Source organism: Halorientalis brevis (assembly GCF_042678165.1).
Taxonomy (GTDB): domain Archaea; phylum Halobacteriota; class Halobacteria; order Halobacteriales; family Haloarculaceae; genus Halorientalis; species Halorientalis brevis.
The window spans coordinates 18,507-40,654 of the sequence record NZ_JBHUDJ010000015.1 but is presented as its reverse complement, the minus strand read 5'-3'; the positions used below and the strand labels follow the sequence as shown (position 1 = coordinate 40,654).

The following is a 22,148-nucleotide window of genomic DNA, read 5'->3' as shown; positions in this document are numbered from 1 at the left end:
CCGCCCGCTGGCTGGTTCGGACCGGCGCCATTCTTCCAAGTACCCTCCTTTCTGCCGTGGTGAATAACTGTTAAGTCACAGTGAGAGAGGTATACAGAGCGGCTCAATGATACACAGTTTCGGAGTTTGGGTTTTGATGCAGGCCTTTCTTACACGCAGACCGATGGTGAATCACCTACTCACTACATGTGCAAACTGATCAATAGAAGAAAGCTAAAACAACTGTTTGAACGTAGAAAACCACCTTATTTCAACAGTCAAAACAGGAGTCTATGAAGCGTCGCACGCTACTCACCTCAATTAGTACTCTGACAGTTGGTATTGCAGGCTGTTTGACCTCCTCCAACACTACTTCACCAACCCGTAGTTCTCCATTGACTTCAGGGGGCAATGACACCGAGACCCCAAAAACAACGACAGCGAATGGAAATCAAGACACTACCGGCAGTTCGAGTGAGAACCCCGAGATCGTGTTCACAGATACCGACTGCCCTTCATTTTCAAACGCCGTCGACAGGACTGTCTGCTGGCCAGTTACCGATACTGCGTGGGAGAAGATCTATCTCGATGCCTCAACGGCTATTTATAATCCAGATCCACGTGATGTGCATATTGAAACGGTTGAATTCGTCCTGCACAATGAGCATTCGGGTCACCAAGTCAAATTCAATCCCGATAAATGGGAGATCAAACGCCAGAATTCAGACGGTTGGACCACAGCAGCAGCAGGAACATCCAGTGATACGACTTTGACTTCCTCCCACGACTGAAGATCGTGGGATTCCTCCGTGGGCGACCCGGCCAGTGGGTCTACCCCGGCTGTCAACTTGCGGGTTTGCCGATGCTGGGTTGGTCAGATGGGCGCGACTGTTCCCACTCCGTTGGTGTCCAATCGTGCCCGTTCCACTGCCAGTATGCCCCATCACACGTGGTTGGGTTCTCGGGTTCATCCCTCGGGCTTCCAGCACCGAGGGCGGCGGGCCGAGCCATCGGCCCAACCCCAACTTGATTTTGGAGTATGTTCCACGCCCCTACAAGGTCACTGTGCGCGTCTAAGTGACAGTCGTGGCACCGGAATGAATCACCATCACGAGCTACATTACTGCTTTCACAGTCTGGACACTCACTGCTGGAATCTTGTTCACTCACTTCTGTGACGGTGATTCCGATGTCTTCGAACGTGAGTCTTATTCGTTCGACCAGTTTCCGGTGCGACCAGAATGCGTGGGTTTTCTGGTTCACCTCTGCTGACCAGTGTGTCTCTAGTACGTCAGTTAGATCACCGACGTACACCGTCTCAACGTTATGTTTGAGGAGCCAGTCGGCAGCATGTTTCACTGCTGCGTCTCTGGCGTGGTCACGTTTTCGTGACCGCTGGTCGTACAGTCGTTGGATCTGCGTACTGGTGTACTGGTCATCTGGTAGTTCCGATTGCAGTGTAGCAATCCTATTGGTCAGACTCTGGAATCGTTCGAACTCGGGCCGGGCGTGATAGACACTGGTTTCGCCGTGATCGGTGACAAGAGCCAGTGTATTGTTTGCACCTACGTCAAGAGCGGCTACACGACTCGTGTTCTCTGGTGTGAGTGTATGAGTGTAGGCATCCAGTCGTTGCTCTTGGAGCTTGTCTGGCCGTATTCGGACTGGATGCTGGACACAGAGTGTGTTGGCCGCTTCGTCGTAAATGAGTTCTAACCGGCTATCGTTACCGTTCCACTGTGGGTTGCCTCTGACTTCGAGTGTGACCCGCTCGTTGTGGTCGAAGTTGTATCGGTCTTCAAGTACGTCTCCGACACCGAACTCTAACACGCTCTTGTCTTCATTCCAGTCGAACGAGTACAGGTCGTTTCTGATGAGTCCGTGGAGTTCATAGCCGTCATTACGGTTGCCCCAGTAGCCCGGTGGTTCTGGTTTTTTCGTGACGGTGGAATCGCTCTTGTCGTGATACTTGTCGAGAAGCCGGAAGTGGCTTCGCCACGCTTCACTGTTTTTTCGGGCGACCTGTTGGCAGGCGGCTTTGCCGAGAATGGGTGCGTACTCGTCGTAGAGGTCGGTGTAGTCAGCATCCCACACGTCACCGTCTTCTTTGAAGTACTGTTGACGGCGGCGGTAGGTGATTTGATTCCAGAGTGGGGCGTGGGCGGCCAACCAGTCGAACACTACCTGCTTGTACCGGTCGGTGTCCGGTTCAGCAGTGTATGTATTTGTTCGCTGTGGTTGGTCGCTCACAGGGGATTGCTTCGGCAAGAAACTAGATAACTATTGGGGTCGCATCCCGGCTATGTCCGGTGGTTTGCGTGTCGGAGTGTCGGATTCATCCCACGACTGAAGATCGTGGGCTTTCTCCTTGAACTTCTGTAATGCTCCCGTTTCAAACTCGATATTACAGATATCACAGTGATACTGATGGTGTGGCCACGGAGCAGTCTCTTCCTGAAGATTACCGGGCGTATTCCTGTTTTGGATACTAGAGCGACCGAAAATTGACGAATTCACTAACATCGATATTCTGTCGAAAGCCAAGAACTTTGGATGGTCAACAATGAGTTCTGAAATAATAGCAAATGGGATTGCAATCAGGATTACCACTCCAACGATGTCAAATGTAAGTTCTGCACCAGTCGCAATCAAGACTGCAAGAATGTCTTCGGTTACACCGAATACGATCCCTATGACGAAAAACTCGAGGATACGCTTGAGTTGACTCCGATGCATATTCCGTGCACGCTCTATCAGTACATTATTTGACCCCCTTTTTTCTGTAGCTCGTGGCATCTACTCTGGCAGATGCTCCTCTTAGCTGATTTTGTCCGATACGGCCTTGTTGAAATCATTCCGGTCTGACACGCTAAATCCAAACGACGCTGGTGGATTACGGCCAGTCAGTCTGGAGTTCTTCTTGGTGGTTGTCAATCAACGTGAGAAGCGGCTCAATTTCACCGAAGCGGGGTCCGCGGGTAATTGTCCCAGTCTGGGAGTCCCAGTTGATGAACCCCACGTCTGCCAGAGCAGGCAAATGAGTGTGATAGAGTTTGATTTTGAGCGAATCGAGATTGTCTCCCTCTGCGGCGAATTCTTCGCCCTCGAATTCAGCCTCAGTGCGTGGATTGTGATCGGCCAACTCCAAGAGCATCTGTCGCCGGGTTCCGTTGGTGAGCACCCCGAAGACCTCACTTAGTGATGTCTCGTCCGTCGAGGTCGGCTCGTCTTTTGCCATACAGGATGTAGTCCTGAGCAACTACGGGTAAGGGCGTTCACTGACGAGTCATGCCTTTTTATATATCATGGGAGTCAATCACTGCCCCTCCCCGCAACTGTCGAGGAGAGCAACGTCGTTTCGAGAACTTTCTCGTTTGCACGTCGGATTCGGGCCGAGACCGACTGTTTTGTAATACCGAGTTCGGCCGCTAACTCGTCGAGACTCACGTCGCTCGGCGTCGCAAAGTAGCCTCGCTGAACCGCGAGCACTAACGCTTCCCGTTGTTCGAGCGAAAGATCGAACTGTCGTCGGTGGTCGGTCTCCTCGGCGAACGTGTAGATACGGTCGATACAGATTCTAACCTCGTGTTCGGCCAAGATGTTTTGAAACAAGGCCAACTTATCGTGATTCACAAACCGAACGCTGAACTCCCATCGCGTTCCCTGCTCGGAGCGTGCTCGGAGGATAGTCGCCTCTGATTGAATGATCGCATCGATAACATCCTCTGTCGGATCTGTCCACGAGATTCGGTAGAATATTCCGTTTTCTATTCTATCGAGGGCTATGATTTCCCTGACATGCGGACAGTCGAGGAGTTGCGTTTCAAACCTTTCCACCACTTCGTCGAGGTCTTCTTCTGTGGTGGCCCAAAGGAATGGGTGAGCAAGGCATCCTGTTGGGACACACCGCTCAAGTTCGAGGGCCATATCCGTTACGCCCGAGAGGGCGTCACCGAGTTGAAACTGATCAGCATCTATAGTGAATTCGGCGACGACACTCATACTGTAGATATACGCCCAGCGGCATAGACCTTACCGCTGTAGATCCCACTCTGCTACAGGCATCCTCTGTCTCGGTCACGGCGCTTCTGACAAGAACCAGAGATGTCACGACTTGGTTCGCTCCATCGTTCATCTATACTCGCTGTTCAGAGTGTCTTATCGATGTTGTGAGTGAGACAGCCGACAACGAGTTCACGGAACTGCTTCCACCAATGTCGTGAGCGCACGAATGCCCCATATCTCCGTTTGAGACGGGAGTTCACCGCCTCATTCTGACTCCGTTGGCCGTAGAGGTCGGTCTCCAGGCGAGCGTTCCATGCCTTGTGGAGCGACGAAAATTCTCGGTGCTTGATGAGCGGACGAACATCTTCTTCACGGGCTAACGCACGAATCTTCTGGTCGTCATACCCCTTATCTCCGAGCAGAGCCGCCACTTCGTCGGCATTGCGCTTGATGAGCGACGGCGCGATCTGGGAGTCGTGTTTTCGTGTCGTTGTTACGTGTAAGTCGATGATAGCATTCGCTTTCGTGTCCACGAGAAGTGTGACTTTCAACTGCTGGATAGTCAGCTTCGTGCGCTTCGTGTAGTGTTTCGAGGCGTGACTGCGGTCGAATCCAGATGCATCAATCCCGACTACACCGTTGGTCGGGAGGAGTGTGACCGAGAGGTTGAGCAGGACACGCCAGACTGCCATATCGAGCCGGTTGAACGCTTTGCACAACGTTGAGGGTGAAGGGAGTTCGTCCAGATTGATAGCTCTCCGAATGCGAGGCATCTCGATGAGTTCATCGAGAAGCGTCCGGTACGTCGTGTTCTTCCGAACTTTGAGACAGAGTAGAACGATGTGCTGGTGGAGTGTGTAGCGTCGTTTTGAGAACTTTGAGGAGTAGCGGGCGACAGCTCGTTGAGCCAAGTGGAATGCCTGCTCGACGAACCGGAGTAACCGCGACTTGGGGAGGGACTGCATCTGGTCAAACTATCGGGCGAACGTGTAACCCACTGAGGATTTCAACAGAGCCTCCGATACCAAATTGGCGTGCTATGTTGTTTCCCTGTACTGACTCGATTCAAGAATTCCGCAGGAAGCGTTCTCTGACGCGATTTCATACCACCCGGAGTGTCTGCCCCTACCACCCCGGCCCGCTCGACGCCTGCGCAAAAAAGGGCGCAGGGAGCCTATTCCAGGGTGATCGCCACGTCGGACTGCAACACAATGTCTGGGTCGGCGTTCCCATGCCGGTTCACGCGCCGATAATGAGCCCCCGACTGGGGTCTCGGGGTCGACGAGTGTAGCCAAAGTTGGACGCAGCGTCGACACTGCCGATCGTCCGGCGAGTCGGCTGCAGAGAAGCCGACGGCGTGTTCGGAGAGCATGGCGGTGTGAAGCCGCTAGCACCTACTCTTCGAGGGTAACCTCAACGTAGCCGTCTGCATGTACTGTGACGTCGTACCCAGCGTATTCGAAGGTAGTTGTCCCATCCATTCGAGCGGCATTCACCGTCGGATCGAAAAGCGCGTCTAACGCGTCAGGGTCAATCACACGATGAAGCGGCGGCAGGTCAGTGGGGGCGACGTCCTTCCGCGCTGCAGTTTCGTGGATGACTTTCCGAGACGGGGACAGCCGCGTATCGGTCTGGCAACAGCCGTCCGATTTGTCCATACAAGATGACTCATCAGGGTTTCGTATAGTACTTTTGACGTTTAATACAGGGCCGCGAGCAGTTATAATTAGATGTGATAACTTGCGGGCAGATTCGTTTGGATTGTGACTGGATCCGTCTTTGGGGAAAACCGACTCGCCACACGTCCTCATCAGCATTTTTCAGTCCGCGATTTCAAAACGAGGGAATACAATCCCAAAATATAACATTAACTATCGATAGACATGATAACTGATAACGGGTGGGGAACTAATGTCTGGAACATCACACGATGAGCCAAGAGACGACAATTCGATCGCTCGCGTCTTGGCTGGACTGTCGTCAAAGTACCGCCGGTTAGTTATAGAGTTCTTCATGAACACAGCGGAAGAAACCATCTCACTGACAGAGCTCGCCGAGTATGTCAGAAGCGAACAGAGCGACGACGGAGCTGCGTCGCTCAGGGAGATCAAAATCCAGCTGCATCATCGGACGCTCCCAAAGCTGGCTGCAAACGGGGTGGTGGACTATGATGCGCGCTCAACAACCGTTCGATATCGCGGCGACTCGACACTCGAAGAGATTCAGGAATATCTGTCAACGAGAGACGTCTGAGCGACGCCGCCTGCTGACTGCCGGGTAAGCTCGGAGCGTCAGCGGTGAACGGGAGCAGGTCCGTGCGTCGTGGAACGCACCACTCATACCAGCCGTAGTTACCGCCGACGCGGCGACAGCGGTCGTAGTGTTCATCACCGCCGCCACGGCGCGCTCAACACCTGCGCAAAAAAGGGACGCAGGGAGTCTATTCCAGGGTGATCATCGCGTCGGGCTGGAGCACGGCGTTCGGATCGTCGCTACCGTGGGTGTCCACGTAGGCGTCGTAGAGCCGGGGATGATACCGCGCGACCTTGTTTACCGACAGTTCGACCTCCGGGGTGGCGGCGTCGACGACGGCCTGGCGGGTCCACTGCTTGCCGTCAATTAGCCGATCGGCCGTGTAGACCGCGGCCGCCGCCACCGTCAGCCGGGGTGTCCCCGACCCGACCTCCTGTTCGTCGGCGATCGCGAGCAGGTGCCGCGCTAGCCGCCACGTCCGGACAGCCGTGCCCCCGTCGCCGATGTTGAGGCCATCCAGAAGGGTCTTGATGACGTCCTGGCGCACCAGTGGCACGTCCAACCCGAGTTCGACGCGGAGCTTCCGTGCGGCCGCACACAGCCGCATGTGATTCGTCTTGGCGAACTCGGCGACCCACGCTGTCGTCCAGCGTCGCTTGGAGACGGATAGCGATGTAGCAGATGGCCCAGGTCCCTGGCGGACTGTGCGGGCGAGGCCGGCGAGGTGCGAGCGGTGCGAGACGCGATCACGGGGAGACCCTCGGAACGCGAGTGGGGAGGGACGACCCGTGAGCCGCTCGCGTTCGCGTGGTCGTCTGTGCGGGCCCTCCCGACCTGGCGCCACCGCACCGGCACCGCGATCCCGCTGCGCGACCGCGGGCCGGCCGCGGGCTCACCACTGTTCTAACTCAAAGGCCAGATATGCCTCACAGGCCGAGAGGCATTCCTCGACGGATATATCGAGGCAGTGACTGCGTAGCAGAAAACAGTCATCACGAAGAACAAGGTGCGAGCGCGACGCATCGATGGTAGCGTTACTGGTCACTAACTGACGGAGACACGTCGAATCCAACCGGCCGGTCATCATCCCACTGCACAGCAGCGATGGCCGCTGGAAGTGACTCAAGCCGCTGCTCGACGACATCAAGGGGATGGGTATCAATGAATGTGGCCCGTTGGTGATCCACTGCCGTGGATCCGTCATTCACCTGGAGATGGACTGGGCCGAGATCATCGTGGGTATCGTCTTGGTGCCAGCCAACCAGCAGACTTCGGGCTGGCTCGATCCAGTTGAACCAGTAGTACTCGTACGTGCGTCCGGTCTGGAGTTGGAATCCGGCTTCGATCCGCGCCTCGGTTACTGGATAGCCATCATTGTCGAGGAATCGTCGCGGATTCACGTCGACAACGACGCGGTACGGACCAGCCTCTCGCGGTTCGGCACGCCGGCGACGAACGGTAGTGAAGTCGGCGCTGAGTCGATTCTGGATCCGATCGTGGAGCCGCTTGCTTTGCAGGTTGGCCCGGTTTGCGAGAAAGACGACCATTAGGCAAACGAGGAGGGTGTATCAGTCCGTGGCGAGGAGAGTTCAACGACGTCACCGTATAACTGGAGGGCGTGCTTGACGAGGCGTAATTCCGTGTTGATCGCCTCCCACGTCGCGATTACGTTGCGACGCTCACGAAGCTCCTCGGCTGAGAGCTCCGCGTCGGCGAGTTGATCTCGGAAGTCCGAGAGTGAGTCGACGTCGTACTCGTCGGCTAAGTCCTCCTGTTCGGCCGTGAGGTCCGTCAATTGGCGCTCCAGTTCGTCTCGCGTGTGCTCATCAATGAGGGTCGTCACCTCGTCGAAGAGCATGCGAACCGGATTGAGATCGTATGCTTTCATCCCGTCGACGGTCGTTTCAGTGACCCAGTCGTCACTCGCCAGGCGCTGGAGCTCGTCGTCCGCGGTCGTTCGTGAGACGTCTGCCCGGTCGGCAATCTCCTGGACTGGCGTCGGCTCGTCGAGCAACTCGACGACGTGGCGAACGCGTTCCCGGCCGCTGAGAGTTTCAGACCACGATCCCTGATTCGAGTCGGGCATTGATACTGTCCCTTGGCTCCGCTGGTTCAAATAATTTGGCCCGCTCCAAATATATGAAGGACAGTCACCAGTCGATGTCGTCTAGCTGGTGGAGCAACTCATCGAGGAAATACCCAGATTCGGGATCCATCGCAATACGCAGTGCCGTGGTATTTGCGTCGCTGTCAGAGTGATTCGAGGAAGCGTGTCTCCGTCTCAGTGTCCCGTGTTCGCTGTCTCGGGTGGGGTGACCTGCACCGGCTCGGGAGACTCTCATGACCGCCCAGCGTCTCTCAGTCAGTCTGGGCAGAGTTATCCAGCAGATGGCCCACAGGCGGGCCTGGCGGACTGTGAGGGCGAGGCCGGGAGAATACCGCCAGCCGAGCCAGGATCGTTGGGGCGCTCGTCCGGAACGGTAACAGTGTAGATCACGGTAGTCCTGTCTGGTCCACACAAACCCGCGCGGGAGGAGGGCGAGAGCGGGCGGCGTCGCTCGATGGCGCAGTCTCCCTGACGCACGCTGTGTGTGACCGGCGCCATCCCCGCAATCCACTTCGTGTCCACACCGCGTTTCAGCGACACAGATGCCTGGATCGGCGCGCTCTTGTCCTGTCTGCGACGTACGGCGAGTTCACACACGGCTGAAACGTCCGGAAGAAGACGGTGACCGCTGTGATCTACCCGTGTGTGACCGACGTGTGTGAGCGAGCGACCGGTTGGCGAGCGCGGTGCGAACGGCTCGATATCGAGCAGTGCTAGCCGTCTACGTCGGGAAACGCCGATTCCCAAGCGCGCCCCGACAGATGGGGCGTTCAACACTCGGTTCGAATCGCCAGACGGCGACCGTGTGTGAAGAATCGAGCGATGGTCCAGTCCCAGGCGCCACGCCCAGTGGTGCAGCTTCCACACACGGATTCCGGGAGTACAGACGCGCTAGTGCGGTATGTGATCGGTGTGGCGTGTCGCGCGGTCGTCGTCCCCGTCGCGACCTGGGGTGTCACACTCGGCGTGCACCCGATGATACCGGGTTTCTTCCGGACGAAATCGCCGTGTGTGAAGATCCAGTTGCCGGCCGAGACGACACGAACACCCGTCTTGGCGGGGCTCGATTCCTGAAGAGTGCTGTTGAACAGCGGTGGGGCGCAACTATCCCGAGCGGCCTGACCCCTGGCGCTTGTTCAATGTTTTCGAAATTCCATGTCTGCAACAGCAACGACGGAGTTATTTTGTCGAGTGGCCAACCCCGTGTGATGACTCACGGCGACGATCACATCACGGTGTATTCGGATTACGTGTGTCCGTTTTGTTATCTCGGGAAGCAGTCACTGAAGGCGTTTCAGGACGGGCGCGACGAGGCGGTCCCGGTCGAGTGGCACCCGTACGATCTGCGTAGTTACAAACGCGGGCCCGACGGGGAGCTCGATCAGTCGATGGACGTGTCCAAAAGCGACTCGTACATGGACCAGGTCCGCGAGAAGGTGACGCGATTGCAGGACACCCTCGACGCCGACGAGATGCTCGCCCTCGACGAGCGGCCGAAGAACGTCGACTCCTTCGACGCGCAGGTCGCGTCGGTTTACGTCGATGCCGAGCACCCCGATCAGTGGGCCGCGTTCGACGACGCGCTGTTCGAGGCGCTCTGGGTCGACGGGCGGGACATCGGCGACGTCGACGTGTTGGCGGCACTCGCCGACGACGTCGGACTGGACGGGGCCGAGATCCGGACCGCGGTCACGGACGAGCAGCGCCGCGACCAGGTCCTGGACCTGTTTGCCGCGGCGGAGGAACGGGGCGTCTCCGGCGTGCCGACGTTCGCCTCCGGCGAGACCACGACGAGTGGTGTGGCGTCCCCGGGCGAGCTCGCGGCCCTGGTCGACGGAGCCTGAACGGTTCGGGGTCGATCGGGGCCGGCTCGAGCCGTGCTGACCGACGATCGGGACCGACCCGCAGCTGTCGTGCCCGCCAGAGGATGGATGCCCTGAGCAAGTCCCGTGTTGCGGCCAGGTGGTCGAGGCGGTCGATCGCGTCCCCACGCTCCAGCACGGCTCGCTTGACGGGTGCTTTCAAAATGGACGGGGTGCTCGCACCCTTGGCGTCGGTCCACAGCTGGCCATTGGGATGCCCAGGAGATCAGCGGTGAGTAGGCAGTCGGCGCTACGAGTGTCCAACAGCTGCCCTCGATGGTCGAACTGGCGGACTTAAGTGAATCGTAAATTCCCTGCCAGAGCGGTGGTTCCGACGCTTGACAGTAGTGATCGATTTCCAATTCGTTCGTTTCAAACTCACTTACAAGTAGAGCGACTTATCTTATTTCCTCGAACCTAGACAAGTGCAGTAATCGTCTCGTGGATGCTGTCTTGGAGCCCGTCAATGAAGTCATCGAAGGAACCACTCTGTGCAGTCGGGAGCTCGCGAACGAGGAAATCGAGTTCACTGTCCGCGGCATGGACGTGATACTCCGTTGCGACGGTTGTCTCATCGATGTGCTCAGGGTAGACCAGCACACCTGGGACTTCGTTGGAGAGCTGGTAGGAGGTCATCTGGTAGATGTCGCTTTGACTGATCGAATTCGTCTTCCATTTGGCGTCGCCGACGAGTCGAACATCGCCGTCCTCCAAGAGTACAAAATCGGGATACATGTTCACGGACGGTGTTCCCCCAGTAACGACGGGCTCAATCCGTGACTGCTTTGCAACGTCCCATCCGTTCCGGTGAGCGACAGCGTCGCGTGCAGCACGTTCGACGACTTTCTCGAAGACCGTATTCATGTTCACGAGTAGCCCATACGAGGCGAAGTCGGCCGCCGAGAAGTCCTCCAAGTAGCTGCTGCGGAGAATCTGCTCGGCAAGCGACAATAGTGTGTCGTAGTGAGCGTTCAACCGCGTGGTTTCGACGCGGGCGACGGCGGCAGGTCGAACCGGCTGTTCCGACACCCACCGTCTCAGCTGCTGTTGTTGCCGGTGGAGCGTACTCGCCAGCCCGTCGTCGGCGACCAGTGTTGTCAGCCGCCGGGCAGCCTGGTAGATCGCCCGGTTGGTGATTGTGTCCGTGGTGAGCGTATCGTAATTGACCTCGAAATCAGTTCCAATCGGACCCTGTCGCTGCACCTGCCGCGGAAGGTCGAGTTGACCGCGCAACTGTGACTCGGTTGCGCCGACGCGTTTGTACTCCTTGCTCGGACCACGACGCAACACCGTATCGAGTTCCGCCACGAATAAAGCGGCAAGTGCATCGACGAACGAAACCCCACTCGTCGCCGAGGTCTCTCTGTCAATCGTGTCAGCAGTAACGCCGTGGGCGTACCGAAGCAAGTAGAGGAAGTTCGTCCCGGCAGCTTTGGGCAGGATACGGACCAGCGGGCCGTCAGGTAGGGAAACAGCCCCGACGTACTGCGACGAACTCAGTTGAACCCGCCCATCGCGCATGTACTGCACGCTAAGCTTCGTCGTCTCAGCGTTCAGGTCCTCCAGTGCATCGAGCGCCGCTTCTGAGAGTGACAGCGGTGCTGTCGAGTCATGCTCGGAGAGGGTAATCTCGTCGGGCCCGGATTGACTCTCGGTCGCCATATTACGGTGTCTCAGCGCTCACGAATTCAGGATGAAGCGTCTCGATCAGCGTCACCAGTGCCTGTTTCGCCTCGTTAAACGTCTCGTCGTCGAGTGCTTCGGCGAACGCCTCGCCATCCAGATCGTGTGGGTTAGCGACTGACTCGGACCACTCGGCCTTGATCGCAGAGTACTTGTGACCCTCGTAGTACTCGAACGTCTCGGGGATCGCGTCACGAAGTCCGGCAATGACCTCGTGCATCTCCTCGTCCAGGACGTGCACGCCGACCTGCAGAACCGGATCGTCCAGATGCACCCGCGGCTGGAAGGTGTATCTGATTTGGTCCGTGTCTGGATGATCGGGATGTGCGGATTTGAGCCCGAGTGTAAGACGTTCGAAATCAGAGTTGTAGTGCATCTCCTCGGGTGAATCTGCGTTCAGCGTGTCGCCAACTTCCTCGTAGAGTTCTTCATTGAGAGCACCGAGAAACTCCGGATACGTCGGTGACGGTGATCGTGAATCGCCTGGTGAGGCCACCGAATCCACGGACTTGGATTCGTAGTCGGTATCCAGCTCTGTGAGTTCCATCAGGAACGACGCGAGCGCCGCATCACCGAACTGTCGTATCCGCTCATCATCCCAGTTGACGACCGCGTCGCCAGCCCCATCGAACAGGTGGCGCCGAATCCGGTCGAACTGCCCGAAGTAGTACTCTTCGATCAGGGGGAGAATGTCGAACCGCCACGCATCGACGATCCCATCGACAGTTTCGACACCGAACAGGTAGGAGTGGCCGATTTGCTGCCCCTTGCTGAGATCCGGTGCGTCGGTGATGTTGTCGTTGATCGTTTCGATTGCTCGAATCGACAACGCGAGCAACGATTCGAACCGATCGTCAGCCTCCCGTGCTTCGTCGGGAAGCGCAGTCGGGTCCAATCCGTGATGGTCGGCGAGTACGTCGGTGTCCGGCGGGAACGGAAGGAAGCGGAACCGGCGTCGGAGCGCCGCATCGACGAGCGCGATCGACCGATCGGCGGTGTTCATCGTCCCGATCAGGTACAGATTCGGTGGGAGCGAGAACGACTCGTCGGAATGTGCCAGTTGTGTCGTGAACGACTCGCGCTTGTCACTCTCCAGGAGCGTGATCGTCTCGCCGAAAATCTGCGAGAGGTTCCCGCGGTTGATCTCATCGATGATGAGGACGTACGGCGGCGCGCTTGCAGGCGAGTCAGCATTGCGGTACGCGTCGGCGGCAGTGTCGGCAATCCGCTTCAGGACGCCGTCGTCGATCTCGTATTCGACCGCGCCAGACTCTGTCGCATCCGCTGATAACCCCTCCAGGAAATCCTCGTACGAGAACGACGGGTGGAACGTGACCGCCTGCACCTGATCGTCACGCGGAGTACCCTCAGTGTTCTCGTGTACCCACCAGTCGGCGAACTCCTTGGCGATGTACGTCTTCCCAGTCCCCGGCGGCCCGTAGAACACCACCTGTTTTTTCGCATCGAGTTGCCGTTCGATCTCGTCCGCTTGTGTAGGTTTGTCGGGCGTCTCGATTTCGACGTCGAGACCGTTCAACCTGCGGTACTCGTCGGTGACGCCCCGAAGTTTCTCGACGACTACGTCGATCGAGAGCTGGTTGCGGTCTTTGAACTGCTCGAGATCGCGATTGCGTTTCCATTCGTCTTCGTCTCGAAGATTCTGCCCAACGTGAAGCCCATATGAAACTCGGTCGCCATGAATCCCGACGAAGAGCTGATACTCATCACTCTGACCACTGGTGTCTTCACCGGGGTAAATAGCCAGCCATGTGAAGTCAGAGACGTAATTTTGAGGATCAGCAAAATTGACCGTGTGGTACCGGTGGTCCTTCAAGCCGAGTTCTTGGCGAAGGTATTCGGCGAAGTGGTCGAGGTACGCGTTGATGCGTGGGAGGAAATAGTCGAAATATATCTGCCCGGTAATTGTGAAGTTACGCCAGTTACGGAATACGTCTTGATCGAACTGGGCCCGTTCACGCTGCTTGATGTCGTCGAGTTCTTCGACAGTCACTGTGTCGTCCTGCAAGCGGTCCAGCAGTTCGTACCGAACGTGGTTGACCTTCTGTGATTCCCCGTAATACTCCTGTTTAGCTCTCAAGAACGCTGTTGGAAGATTCTCTATCGCATTCAAGAACTCTTGAATATCGGTTGCATCATCCGAATTCGGATCATACTGATCAAGCTGTTCGGCGAAGATCCAGAGATACTCCAGCAGGAATTCAGCGACCGCTGGCGACCCATCCGGCTCCGCGAGAAACGCCGCTAGCTTTCGAATGTCGCCGGCCTCAACATCGTGGCCATATTCTTCGTGCAACTGCGTCGAGAGCTCAGTACAACACTGCTCGAAGAGGTCGCGCTTTTCGGCATCACTCAATCCATCCAATCCCTGTGTCGCCGTCGCGGTTACTGAATCCACTCGCTCGGGCCCCCAGTCACCGAAGAACTCTATCAGCGCCCGAAGCGCGGCAGCCGAATACTCGTCTTCCGCCCCCGTGGTGACCTGTGCCAGCTTATTGTACGCCGTCTGGAGCGCGTCTCCATCGAAAATAAACTCACCGACCGGAAACGCCGTGTACATCGATTGAGATGATACCCGGCTGTATGAAATACCTTTCTGACTCCTGATCTTTTCGAGTCTTTGAGTATCGATGCAATCTCATAGAGACAGACTTTGAGCCGATAATGTGCTATTCACGATAGTGGGACGTGTGATTAATTTGAGGGAGTAGCCTTCCACAGATTCCGATGCTGTTGTTCCCAGTCGAGGAGACGAAATGCGGCTTCGAGTGGGTCTGTGGCAGCACTCGATTGTGAGGGTGGGTCGGAAAGATCATCGAATGCAGGGACGTCGATTGCAATCGACCCAGACTGACTCGTTCGCTCACACCGCATATCCGCGGCTACTGCATTTTTGACGGCTTCGCGTAGCTCTGCGAGGTGTTCACCACGGCCGGTGAAGCTCAAGTGGACGACGCCGCGATCTGCTCTGTGTATGACCACGGGCAAAAATGACGCGAGCATGGCTGAGTTATACGATTTCTTCGAGCTCTGCTCGTGACAATGGCTGTATTTCGCGGCGGGTGTCTTCGTTCGTGTAGAAGATCGACGCGGTGATGTCGCGGTCGGGATAGGCGTCCGCGACGACGTGATAGTACACACTGAGTTGCTTTCGATACTCGGATTCACCGTGCCGTCCCAGATCGGTCTTGTAATCGATAATCTCGACACGGTCGGGCAGGACGTGCACGAGGTCGGCCACCCCTGAAATCGTGACCTGGTCACCACCGACTGACAATGGGAGATATACCTCCTCTTCGACGCGGAACTCACCGGACAGCGAATCGAGGAGCGCTTGCACGTTCTGCTCATCTGGATTCGACGGTGTCATGTCCTCGCCGAGCGCGTAGCGTTCCGCAAACTCGTGGACGCGCGTCCCGAAGGCCGTGCCACGCCCTTCCTCAACGTCTTCGAATACATCGTCGCTCATCAAGGAGTGCGGCGTGTACCCCTGCGGTCCCTCTGGCTCGGGAATCGCGACCTGTAACTGGGTCTGTTCCGTGGCTGGCCGGCCCACGTCGTCTAACTGCGGCGGGTACTCGGTGATCTCGACGGGGAGTTCCTCGAGGAACGTGTTCGGGTCCTCGCCACTCGAGAACACGAGATGGCTTTCTGCGCGTGTCATCGCCACGTAGAGCAGGCGGCGTTCTTCGTCGTAGTCACGCGGCAGGCAGCGCCTGAGAACGTCCATCTTCCAGTTGTCGTAGATGTGCGGGTGGCCGTGGGCTTCGGCGAAGAGTTTGCGCTGACGCAGACCGATCGGGTCCTGATACGAAACGGGGCTACTCCCGCCGCTTCGCGGGGGGAACCGCCCGCTGTTCATATTCGCGAGGATCACGATCGGATACTCGAGGCCCTTGGCGGCGTGGATCGTCTGCACTGTGACCGAATCCGTCCCGGCTCCCGTATGGACCTCGTGCGTGCTGCCAGTCTCGATACCGCGCTCGATGAACCGGATCAGGTCACCGCGGGTTAGCGTCGTCGAACTGTGGACGGACTGGATCGTGTTGAGCAGCACGTCGGCGTACGCGCCAGTGTACCCGTACTTTGAGAACACTTGCCGGGTGATGCCACCGACGGTGTCCAGTTTAGTGAGCTGGTCACGGAACGCGAGCATCTCGTCGGGGTACGATTCAGCGTCGAGGATGTGTTTGATTTCGTCGAGTGTGTACCCGGCGCGTTCGAGGACGACCGCCCAGCCGCGGTCGGCGTCGTATTCGAGAATGCGGAGCCATGCCAGCAGGAGTTTCGCGGGGTCCGTCCGGAACAACTCCACGCCGCCCTCGTAGGCCATCGGGAACTCCTCCTGTTCAGCGACGTGCAGCAGTTCCCGACCGAAATCACGCGTCCGCGTGAACACCGCGATGTCCCCATAGCTCGGCAGCCGCAACTCGCCATCTTCCTCGATTTTGTACTCGGGGTTCTCGTGAATCTCCTGAATCTTTGTCAGCACCGCTTCGTGCTCGTCGTCGTGCTGGATAGCTTCGATCTGTGTATTATCGTGCTCGCTATTCGAGGACAGCGACTGGATATCGACCTCGGACTCATCGACGCTGTCGTACTTCCCGGCCGATGTGACGAGCGCTTCTTCAGAGAAATCGAGGATTGTCTGTGTCGAGCGATAATTCTGCTCGAGTCGGATCGGCTCGACATCGTCAACCGGGAACGACACGCGGTTGGCGCCGTCGTTGAGTTCGTCGGCGAATCGGGTGAGTCGCGCATCGAACTCCTCGATGTTCTCGACTTCGGCGTACTGGAAGCTGTAGATGCTCTGCTTCCAGTCACCGACGACACAGATGTTGTCCGTGCTCGCGAGCAACAACGCGAGTTTGAACTGAATCTCCGAGGAGTCCTGGAACTCATCGATCATTACGTACTCGAACGCGATGTCCTCTCGAAGCTCGTGGTCCTCCCACAGCAACACGAACGCGAACAGCTGGAGGAACCCGAAATTCAGATAGTTCCGTGACAGCGCGAACTCGAGATACTTGTAGTAGATATCGTGGACGAACGACTTCAGCGCCGAGCGATCCTCCTCGAACACACGTTCCGCCACGCTCGCCGGGATCTGCTTGCCGGACCCGCGGATTTCGTCTTTCGGCGGTGCATCCGGCAGGTAGAGCTTGTTCTTCCCGTAGTCATTGAGCTTGGACCGCAGTCTTGATTGTTTGCTCCCTCCGTTTTGTGGCTCGTTCACCTCCGCGAACAACGATTGGAAAGCGTCGAAATCGCCGTCGAGGTGGCGCTCGCCGTCGCGATACCAGCCGTCCGCGGTCGGGAACACCCCTTTCGCAGCGAGCTTGTTGATGAGGCCAAGCAGACTCGTCTCGTCGGACACGATCTTCAGCAGCGCTTCGTGTTCGGGATGCGCGTCGCTGAAGCGGGCGAAGAACTCGCGGAAGAGTGCGTGCTCGACGATCTCGTCTTCGATGATCTGCGTCGAGCCAGTGATGTGGTCATCGATCCCCAGGTGCGTCGGCGCGTCGTGCCCGTGTTCCTGCAAGATGTCGTGACACAGCGAGTGGAACGTCTGGATGGGTGCGTCGGCCAGTTCGCGCATCCCGTACTGGCAGTGTAACACGATGCGCTCTTTCATCTCGGTGGCCGCGTTGTCCGTGAACGTCACCAGCAACACGTCTTCGGGGGTGACGGTCTCTTGCTCGACGATCCGCGCGTAGCGGCGCGTCACGGCGAAGGTCTTCCCGGTGCCCGCACCAGCGTCCACCTTGTACAGCCCGTCGATGCTCTCGATCAGCTCTTCTTGTCGGTCGTTCGGCGTCAGGTCAGTGTCAGTCATCTTCGAGCAGGAGGTCGCGGTTATCCACGTAGCGGTAGTTCGGCTCGCCACCAGGGCCATCGATGGGGAAGCGCTCCTCGCCCGCACGTCGCCGATTCACCTCCACGAGGCACTCGTCAACGAACTCCTCGAACGCGTCGAGGTCATCGACGAAAAACCTCCGTGACCGCAGTCGCGAGAACTCGCGGAGAATCTGTTTACAGCCTTTCTCGACGTACTTGTAGTCGCCGACAGCGTCTTTCAGTCGTGCTTCGAGTGCCGCGCCGAACGCCGAGTCGATCAGTTCGTCACTGTCTCGCGTGTCCGGCAGGTCGTGGTCCTCGAACACCGCAGCGTAATCCGCGTACGATGCTTTCGAGAGTGTCTTCTGGCAGGCATTGGACCCATCGTCGAGTAACCGCTCGAACATCGCCTCGGACCGCACGTACGGTGTAAATTCGGTGGGATGGTACGGGATCGTCGTCAGCGTGTCCTCGAAGTCGAGCGTGCCAGTGACCGCATCGTCGAGTGTTTCGAGGAAGTGGAAGAACCGGAATTCGAGTTGCTCGTCGGGATTCAGCGTTCGGAGGTACGCGAGGTACAGAATCGCCTGAAAGTTAGGCTTGTCACTGGGCGGATCCATCGCCGCGCCTTTCACCACCTGCGACGCGCGTTTCTTGCTCCCGCTCTTGTAGTCAAGCAAGCGATGCGGGCGGTGAATCAGGTCGATTTTCCCTTTGATCCCGAGGTCGTCGTCACTGAACCAGCGCTCCGTGAGCGACGAGTCGATCGTCCGGTCGAAGTACTCCGCGAAGAAATTCCCCCAACTCGACGACCCGCCATCTATCGGAAGGTCATCGGCTGCCGGTTCGTTCTCGTCCAGGTACTGCACGATCGTTTCCAGGCCCAGTCGGTACTCCGTCCTGTGAACATCAGCATCGACTGACCGCAGGAACGGGCGTACCTCGTCCAGCATGACATCCACAACTTCGTCGATGGTGCCGTCATCGACAGCGTCGGGGTGATTTACGTAGAACTCCGCGAAGTCGTGGAACAGATTGCCTTCCTTGAAGTAGTCTTTGTCGGGCGACTGGACGATTTTACTGAAAAAGTAGTCGCGCGGCGAGTTCACGTAACTGTTCATACTGGATTGACTGATCGCGTCGATCCATTCAGGTTCGACATCCAGAGCGTGTTTCTCGAACCCGTTCCCCAGATCCTGAAACGTCCGGTTGTGGACAGTGTGCGCGAAGTCAGAGAATCGGTCGATGTCCTCCTCCAGCAAGTCCTCAAAGTACAGGCACGGCGTGATCGGGTCGCCGCCACGCGTATCCTGCACGAGGTAGTACTGCTGGACACCGTTCTGGAGAAGCAACTGGAACTGCCGGATGTTCCGCTGGTACTGATCGTCCATCTCGATCCAGGGGCGCCGCGGTGGCGTCTGTGTCCACGAATCGTCGAGTCCGAGATAGAATACGACCGGCCGGTCAACGAACGCCGCTGCACTTGCGTCGGCAAGCAGGACGCCCTCGTTTTCTCGATCAACGGGAACCTCGTACGTCTGAAGATAGAACGCCAGGCGGTCAACGCCCGCGTCGGTTACGCTGTCATGAGCGATGCCGAGTCGCGACAGTTCCTCGCGGAAATCAGGCAGTTCGACGCCCGTTTGCCCCTCGTATTCGTCCAACGCCGACCCGAACGTATGCTCGTGAATGTCGTCACTGAACTCCGAAACCCACGCGGCGGCTGGCGCATCCAGCTCGTGCAGCCGCTTCTCGTCGTGCTCGATATCGATCGACAATCCGAGCCGGGACAACAGCGGCCGCATCGAGCGTACGCGCGTATCACTTCCGTTGTGAGCCGCTCGCAGTAACTGCAGGAACGTGCGGTGATCAGGGTCGTCGATGAAGCCTGGGCCACCGTAGAACGGGATATCTTCGGCTTCCAACGCAGATTCGACGAGTGCAGAATACTCGCTGCCACCGTTGAGCACCACCGCGACATCCTCAGCAGTGTCTGCGGTGATCGCTTCGACGACAGCATCGATGATACCTGCTGTCGAGTCGAACACGTGGAACGGCGCCGGATCGAACTCCTCCTCGGTCAACGGCGAGAACATGTCGAACTCGTCGGGCAGAATCGACCGTTCCAGCGGCGTGAACTGTTCGATACCCACGACGGCAAGATCGCAATCATCGTCGATCTGGTACCTGCTCAACCGCCGAGATGTCGTGTCCAGCGACGAAATATGCTCGACAGCCGTCTCCGTCGCCGCATCCGCATACCCGTCGTACTCCAGAATCGCACGACTCGACCCCTGGTACTCCCAGCACTGAAGAATATTCCCGACGATATACGACGCTTGCTTCCAACTCAACTCCGTCTGCTCGATCAGTTCCAGAAACGCGAGTCTGTCCTCGGCCTGTTCGCGTCGCCCGGCTGCGAGGCGCCGCGGCGTCGTCGCGAACGTTCCGAGATGCGGGCGATCAAGCCGGCGATTCAACGCACTCGCAAGCGGCGCATCGGGTACGAGCACCAACTCGTACTCTGCGACCGCCGCGTAGAGATCATCTATCGGTCTCGCCCTCGAAAGTGGCACATAATCACATCAAATAGACACCTCATAAATCTGACTCTGGAACCTTCGATGGTCGTGCACGGTCGGATTAACAGGCTACCGAACAGTTATACAGATTCGAGGCGAATACACCCGCCTTCCCGTGAGGAGGGAGTGTTCCGACGCTTGCAGTCGGAACCGAACGACGAACAGGCGGGTGATGAAGCCGACACGGTGAGCAACAATCCACTGGCTACAACACGGCTGGATATTCCACCGCCAATCAGTTCTTTTAATATACTTTGTACCATAACTGGTTATTAACACAGTCTAATGCTGGAGACGACCCGCACTTACGTTGCGAAAATCACGAATCACCAGCAGGTTCGTGACGATCTCGACGCCTGCGGGTTTGCAGCATCGAAACTGTGGAACGTTGGCCGCTACTACATCCAGGGCCGGTGGGACGACGACGGTGAGATACCCGACGAAGCCGAGCTGAAGTCGGAGTTGAAAGGCCACGAACGCTACAGTGACCTGCATTCTCAGTCAAGTCAGCGAGTTTTCGAAGAGCTTGCTGAGGCGTTCACCGGCTGGTACAACTCCGACGACGGCAACAACCCACCAGGCTACCGGAAACGTGGCGACCGACACCCACGCTCGACTGTGACGTGGAAACAGAAAGGCATCAAACACGACACCAAGCACGGTCAGGTTCGCCTCTCGAAAGGCTGGAATCTGAAAGACGGGCGCTCGGATTTCATCCTGGCCGAATATGAAACTCGACCGGACGTGACTGTCGAGAACATCCAGCAGGTGCGAGCAGTCTGGAACGGCGACCGCTGGGAACTACATCTCGTGTGCGAGAAGCAGATTCCCGTCGAGGACGCTCCCGGCGAGAACGTAGCCGGGATCGATCTCGGGATCAGCAACTATCTCGCAATCGACTACGAAGATGGCCCCAGTGAGTTGTATCCAGGCAACCGGCTCAAGCAGGACAAACACTACTTCACCCGCGAGGAGTACCAGACCGAAGGCGAGAACGGCCCGTCAAAGCGGGCACGCCGCGCTCGCCGGCAACTCTCGCGGCGGAAAGACCACTTCCTGCATACGCTGTCGAAACACATCGTCCAGCGGTGCGTTGAGGAAGGCGTCGAGAAGATTGCCGTGGGCGACTTGAGCGATATTCGGGAGAACGACGACGGCGACTCTCGGGATTGGGGACAGTCTGGCAACAAGAAACTCCACGGCTGGGAGTTCGACCGCTTTACCGACCTGCTGGAATACAAAGCCGGAGAACACGGTATCCTCGTGGATCGGGTTGACGAAGAAAACACGTCGAAAACCTGCTCGTGTTGTGGGCAGATCCGTGACAGCAACCGCGTCGAGCGTGGGCTGTACGTCTGTAAGTCGTGCGACACCACGATGAACGCAGATGTAAACGGTGCGGTGAACATCCGCCGAAAGATAACTCAAACTCCCCCAACTGGGGATATGAGTAACGGTCGCTTGGCACGGCCAGGAGTCTACCTGTTCGATACAACAACGGGTGCGTTCCACCCACAAGAACAGGCAGACTGCAAACCCTAATATCCCAACGCTCGGGATTCACCCCGCCTTCAGGCGGGTGAGAATATCAATTCGCTGATGAATGGCGGCGCGTCACAGGGTCGTTCAGGCTCACAGCGACACCACACCGGAGATCGAGACCGCCACTATCGATTCCGAGACGGATTTCGAGGCGATCGTTGACTACCACCACGCTGGCGTCGAAGCTGCACGCGACGCGGCTGCGACCGAAAAATTGTGCTGGCTACATCAATCAGCGAGAGCCAGCACACCACGGATGCGGATGGCGATCGGCCACGG

General features: G+C 57.6%; 19 protein-coding genes. 6 read left to right on the top strand and 13 right to left on the bottom strand.

The genetic code is table 11. From position 1 onward, the window contains the following. Positions 1 to 272: 272 nt before the first annotated feature. Positions 273 to 770: a hypothetical protein gene (locus ACFR9U_RS20185; RefSeq protein WP_247381310.1), complete on the top strand. Its 498-nt coding sequence runs from the start codon at positions 273 to 275 to the stop codon at positions 768 to 770. A gap of 52 nt (positions 771 to 822) precedes the next feature. On the opposite strand, the gene ACFR9U_RS20180 is transcribed toward ACFR9U_RS20185, so the two are convergent. The 6 genes from ACFR9U_RS20180 to ACFR9U_RS20155 all read right to left on the bottom strand — a co-directional run bounded on the left by ACFR9U_RS20180 (position 823) and on the right by ACFR9U_RS20155 (position 5,642). Beyond that, a complete protein-coding gene (locus ACFR9U_RS20180; protein ID WP_247381311.1) occupies positions 823 to 2,229 on the bottom strand; it encodes a transposase in 1,407 nt (468 codons plus the stop codon). Positions 2,230 to 2,259: 30 nt separating this feature from the next. Further along, the gene (locus ACFR9U_RS20175) at positions 2,260 to 2,775 is read right to left on the bottom strand and encodes a hypothetical protein (protein ID WP_247381312.1); all 516 of its coding nucleotides are present in this window, start codon (positions 2,773 to 2,775) and stop codon (positions 2,260 to 2,262) included. Positions 2,776 to 2,872: 97 nt separating this feature from the next. Continuing rightward, positions 2,873 to 3,217: a DUF7344 domain-containing protein gene (locus tag ACFR9U_RS20170; RefSeq protein ID WP_247381313.1), complete on the bottom strand. Its 345-nt coding sequence runs from the start codon at positions 3,215 to 3,217 to the stop codon at positions 2,873 to 2,875. A gap of 74 nt (positions 3,218 to 3,291) precedes the next feature. Continuing rightward, the gene (locus ACFR9U_RS20165; RefSeq protein WP_247381314.1) at positions 3,292 to 3,981 is read right to left on the bottom strand and encodes a helix-turn-helix domain-containing protein; all 690 of its coding nucleotides are present in this window, start codon (positions 3,979 to 3,981) and stop codon (positions 3,292 to 3,294) included. 146 nt (positions 3,982 to 4,127) lie between these two features. Further along, positions 4,128 to 4,949, bottom strand: a complete 822-nt coding sequence (locus ACFR9U_RS20160; RefSeq protein ID WP_247381315.1) for an IS5 family transposase — start codon at positions 4,947 to 4,949, stop codon at positions 4,128 to 4,130. 429 nt (positions 4,950 to 5,378) lie between these two features. Then, the gene (locus tag ACFR9U_RS20155; RefSeq protein ID WP_247381317.1) at positions 5,379 to 5,642 is read right to left on the bottom strand and encodes a HalOD1 output domain-containing protein; all 264 of its coding nucleotides are present in this window, start codon (positions 5,640 to 5,642) and stop codon (positions 5,379 to 5,381) included. Between the two features lie 253 nt (positions 5,643 to 5,895). On the opposite strand from ACFR9U_RS20155, the gene ACFR9U_RS20150 reads away from it, so the two are divergent. Beyond that, complete coding sequence (locus tag ACFR9U_RS20150; protein ID WP_247381319.1) at positions 5,896 to 6,237, top strand: DUF7344 domain-containing protein; 342 nt, start codon at positions 5,896 to 5,898, stop codon at positions 6,235 to 6,237. Between the two features lie 187 nt (positions 6,238 to 6,424). Here the strand turns inward: ACFR9U_RS20150 and ACFR9U_RS20145 are convergent, their stop codons facing one another. Next, positions 6,425 to 6,844 (bottom strand): hypothetical protein, encoded by a 420-nt coding sequence (locus ACFR9U_RS20145; RefSeq protein WP_247381321.1) that lies wholly within the window; start codon positions 6,842 to 6,844, stop codon positions 6,425 to 6,427. A gap of 126 nt (positions 6,845 to 6,970) precedes the next feature. Here ACFR9U_RS20145 and ACFR9U_RS20140 point away from each other — a divergent pair, with 126 nt between their 5' ends. Continuing rightward, positions 6,971 to 7,144 carry a hypothetical protein gene (locus tag ACFR9U_RS20140; RefSeq protein ID WP_247381323.1) on the top strand — a complete coding sequence of 58 codons (174 nt, stop codon included), beginning with the start codon at positions 6,971 to 6,973 and terminating at the stop codon, positions 7,142 to 7,144. 127 nt (positions 7,145 to 7,271) lie between these two features. Here ACFR9U_RS20140 and ACFR9U_RS20135 read toward each other — a convergent pair whose 3' ends face one another. Further along, positions 7,272 to 7,784, bottom strand: coding sequence for a hypothetical protein (locus tag ACFR9U_RS20135; protein WP_345893422.1), 513 nt, complete (start codon positions 7,782 to 7,784; stop codon positions 7,272 to 7,274). Then, positions 7,784 to 8,323 (bottom strand): winged helix-turn-helix domain-containing protein, encoded by a 540-nt coding sequence (locus tag ACFR9U_RS20130; RefSeq protein WP_247381328.1) that lies wholly within the window; start codon positions 8,321 to 8,323, stop codon positions 7,784 to 7,786. The genes ACFR9U_RS20135 and ACFR9U_RS20130 overlap by 1 nt, the downstream gene beginning before the upstream one ends. 1,229 nt (positions 8,324 to 9,552) lie before the next feature. On the opposite strand from ACFR9U_RS20130, the gene ACFR9U_RS20125 reads away from it, so the two are divergent. Next, positions 9,553 to 10,188 (top strand): DsbA family oxidoreductase, encoded by a 636-nt coding sequence (locus tag ACFR9U_RS20125; protein WP_247381329.1) that lies wholly within the window; start codon positions 9,553 to 9,555, stop codon positions 10,186 to 10,188. Positions 10,189 to 10,623: 435 nt separating this feature from the next. Here the strand turns inward: ACFR9U_RS20125 and ACFR9U_RS20120 are convergent, their stop codons facing one another. Further along, positions 10,624 to 11,868 (bottom strand): McrC family protein, encoded by a 1,245-nt coding sequence (locus tag ACFR9U_RS20120; RefSeq protein ID WP_247381331.1) that lies wholly within the window; start codon positions 11,866 to 11,868, stop codon positions 10,624 to 10,626. Between the two features lies 1 nt (position 11,869). Beyond that, entirely contained in the window at positions 11,870 to 13,426 is a 1,557-nt protein-coding gene (locus ACFR9U_RS20115; protein WP_379815028.1) for an McrB family protein, read from the bottom strand. A gap of 159 nt (positions 13,427 to 13,585) precedes the next feature. Between ACFR9U_RS20115 and ACFR9U_RS20110 the strand changes: the two genes are divergently transcribed. Next, entirely contained in the window at positions 13,586 to 13,957 is a 372-nt protein-coding gene (locus ACFR9U_RS20110; protein WP_379815026.1) for a hypothetical protein, read from the top strand. Between the two features lie 960 nt (positions 13,958 to 14,917). Here the strand turns inward: ACFR9U_RS20110 and ACFR9U_RS20105 are convergent. Further along, positions 14,918 to 17,743, bottom strand: coding sequence for a UvrD-helicase domain-containing protein (locus tag ACFR9U_RS20105; RefSeq protein WP_247381334.1), 2,826 nt, complete (start codon positions 17,741 to 17,743; stop codon positions 14,918 to 14,920). Continuing rightward, positions 17,736 to 20,321, bottom strand: coding sequence for a PD-(D/E)XK nuclease family protein (locus ACFR9U_RS20100; RefSeq protein WP_247381337.1), 2,586 nt, complete (start codon positions 20,319 to 20,321; stop codon positions 17,736 to 17,738). Before ACFR9U_RS20100 ends, ACFR9U_RS20105 begins: the two co-directional genes overlap by 8 nt. 291 nt (positions 20,322 to 20,612) lie before the next feature. Between ACFR9U_RS20100 and ACFR9U_RS20095 the strand changes: the two genes are divergently transcribed. After that, positions 20,613 to 21,869 (top strand): RNA-guided endonuclease InsQ/TnpB family protein, encoded by a 1,257-nt coding sequence (locus ACFR9U_RS20095; protein WP_247381339.1) that lies wholly within the window; start codon positions 20,613 to 20,615, stop codon positions 21,867 to 21,869. Positions 21,870 to 22,148: the final 279 nt, after the last annotated feature.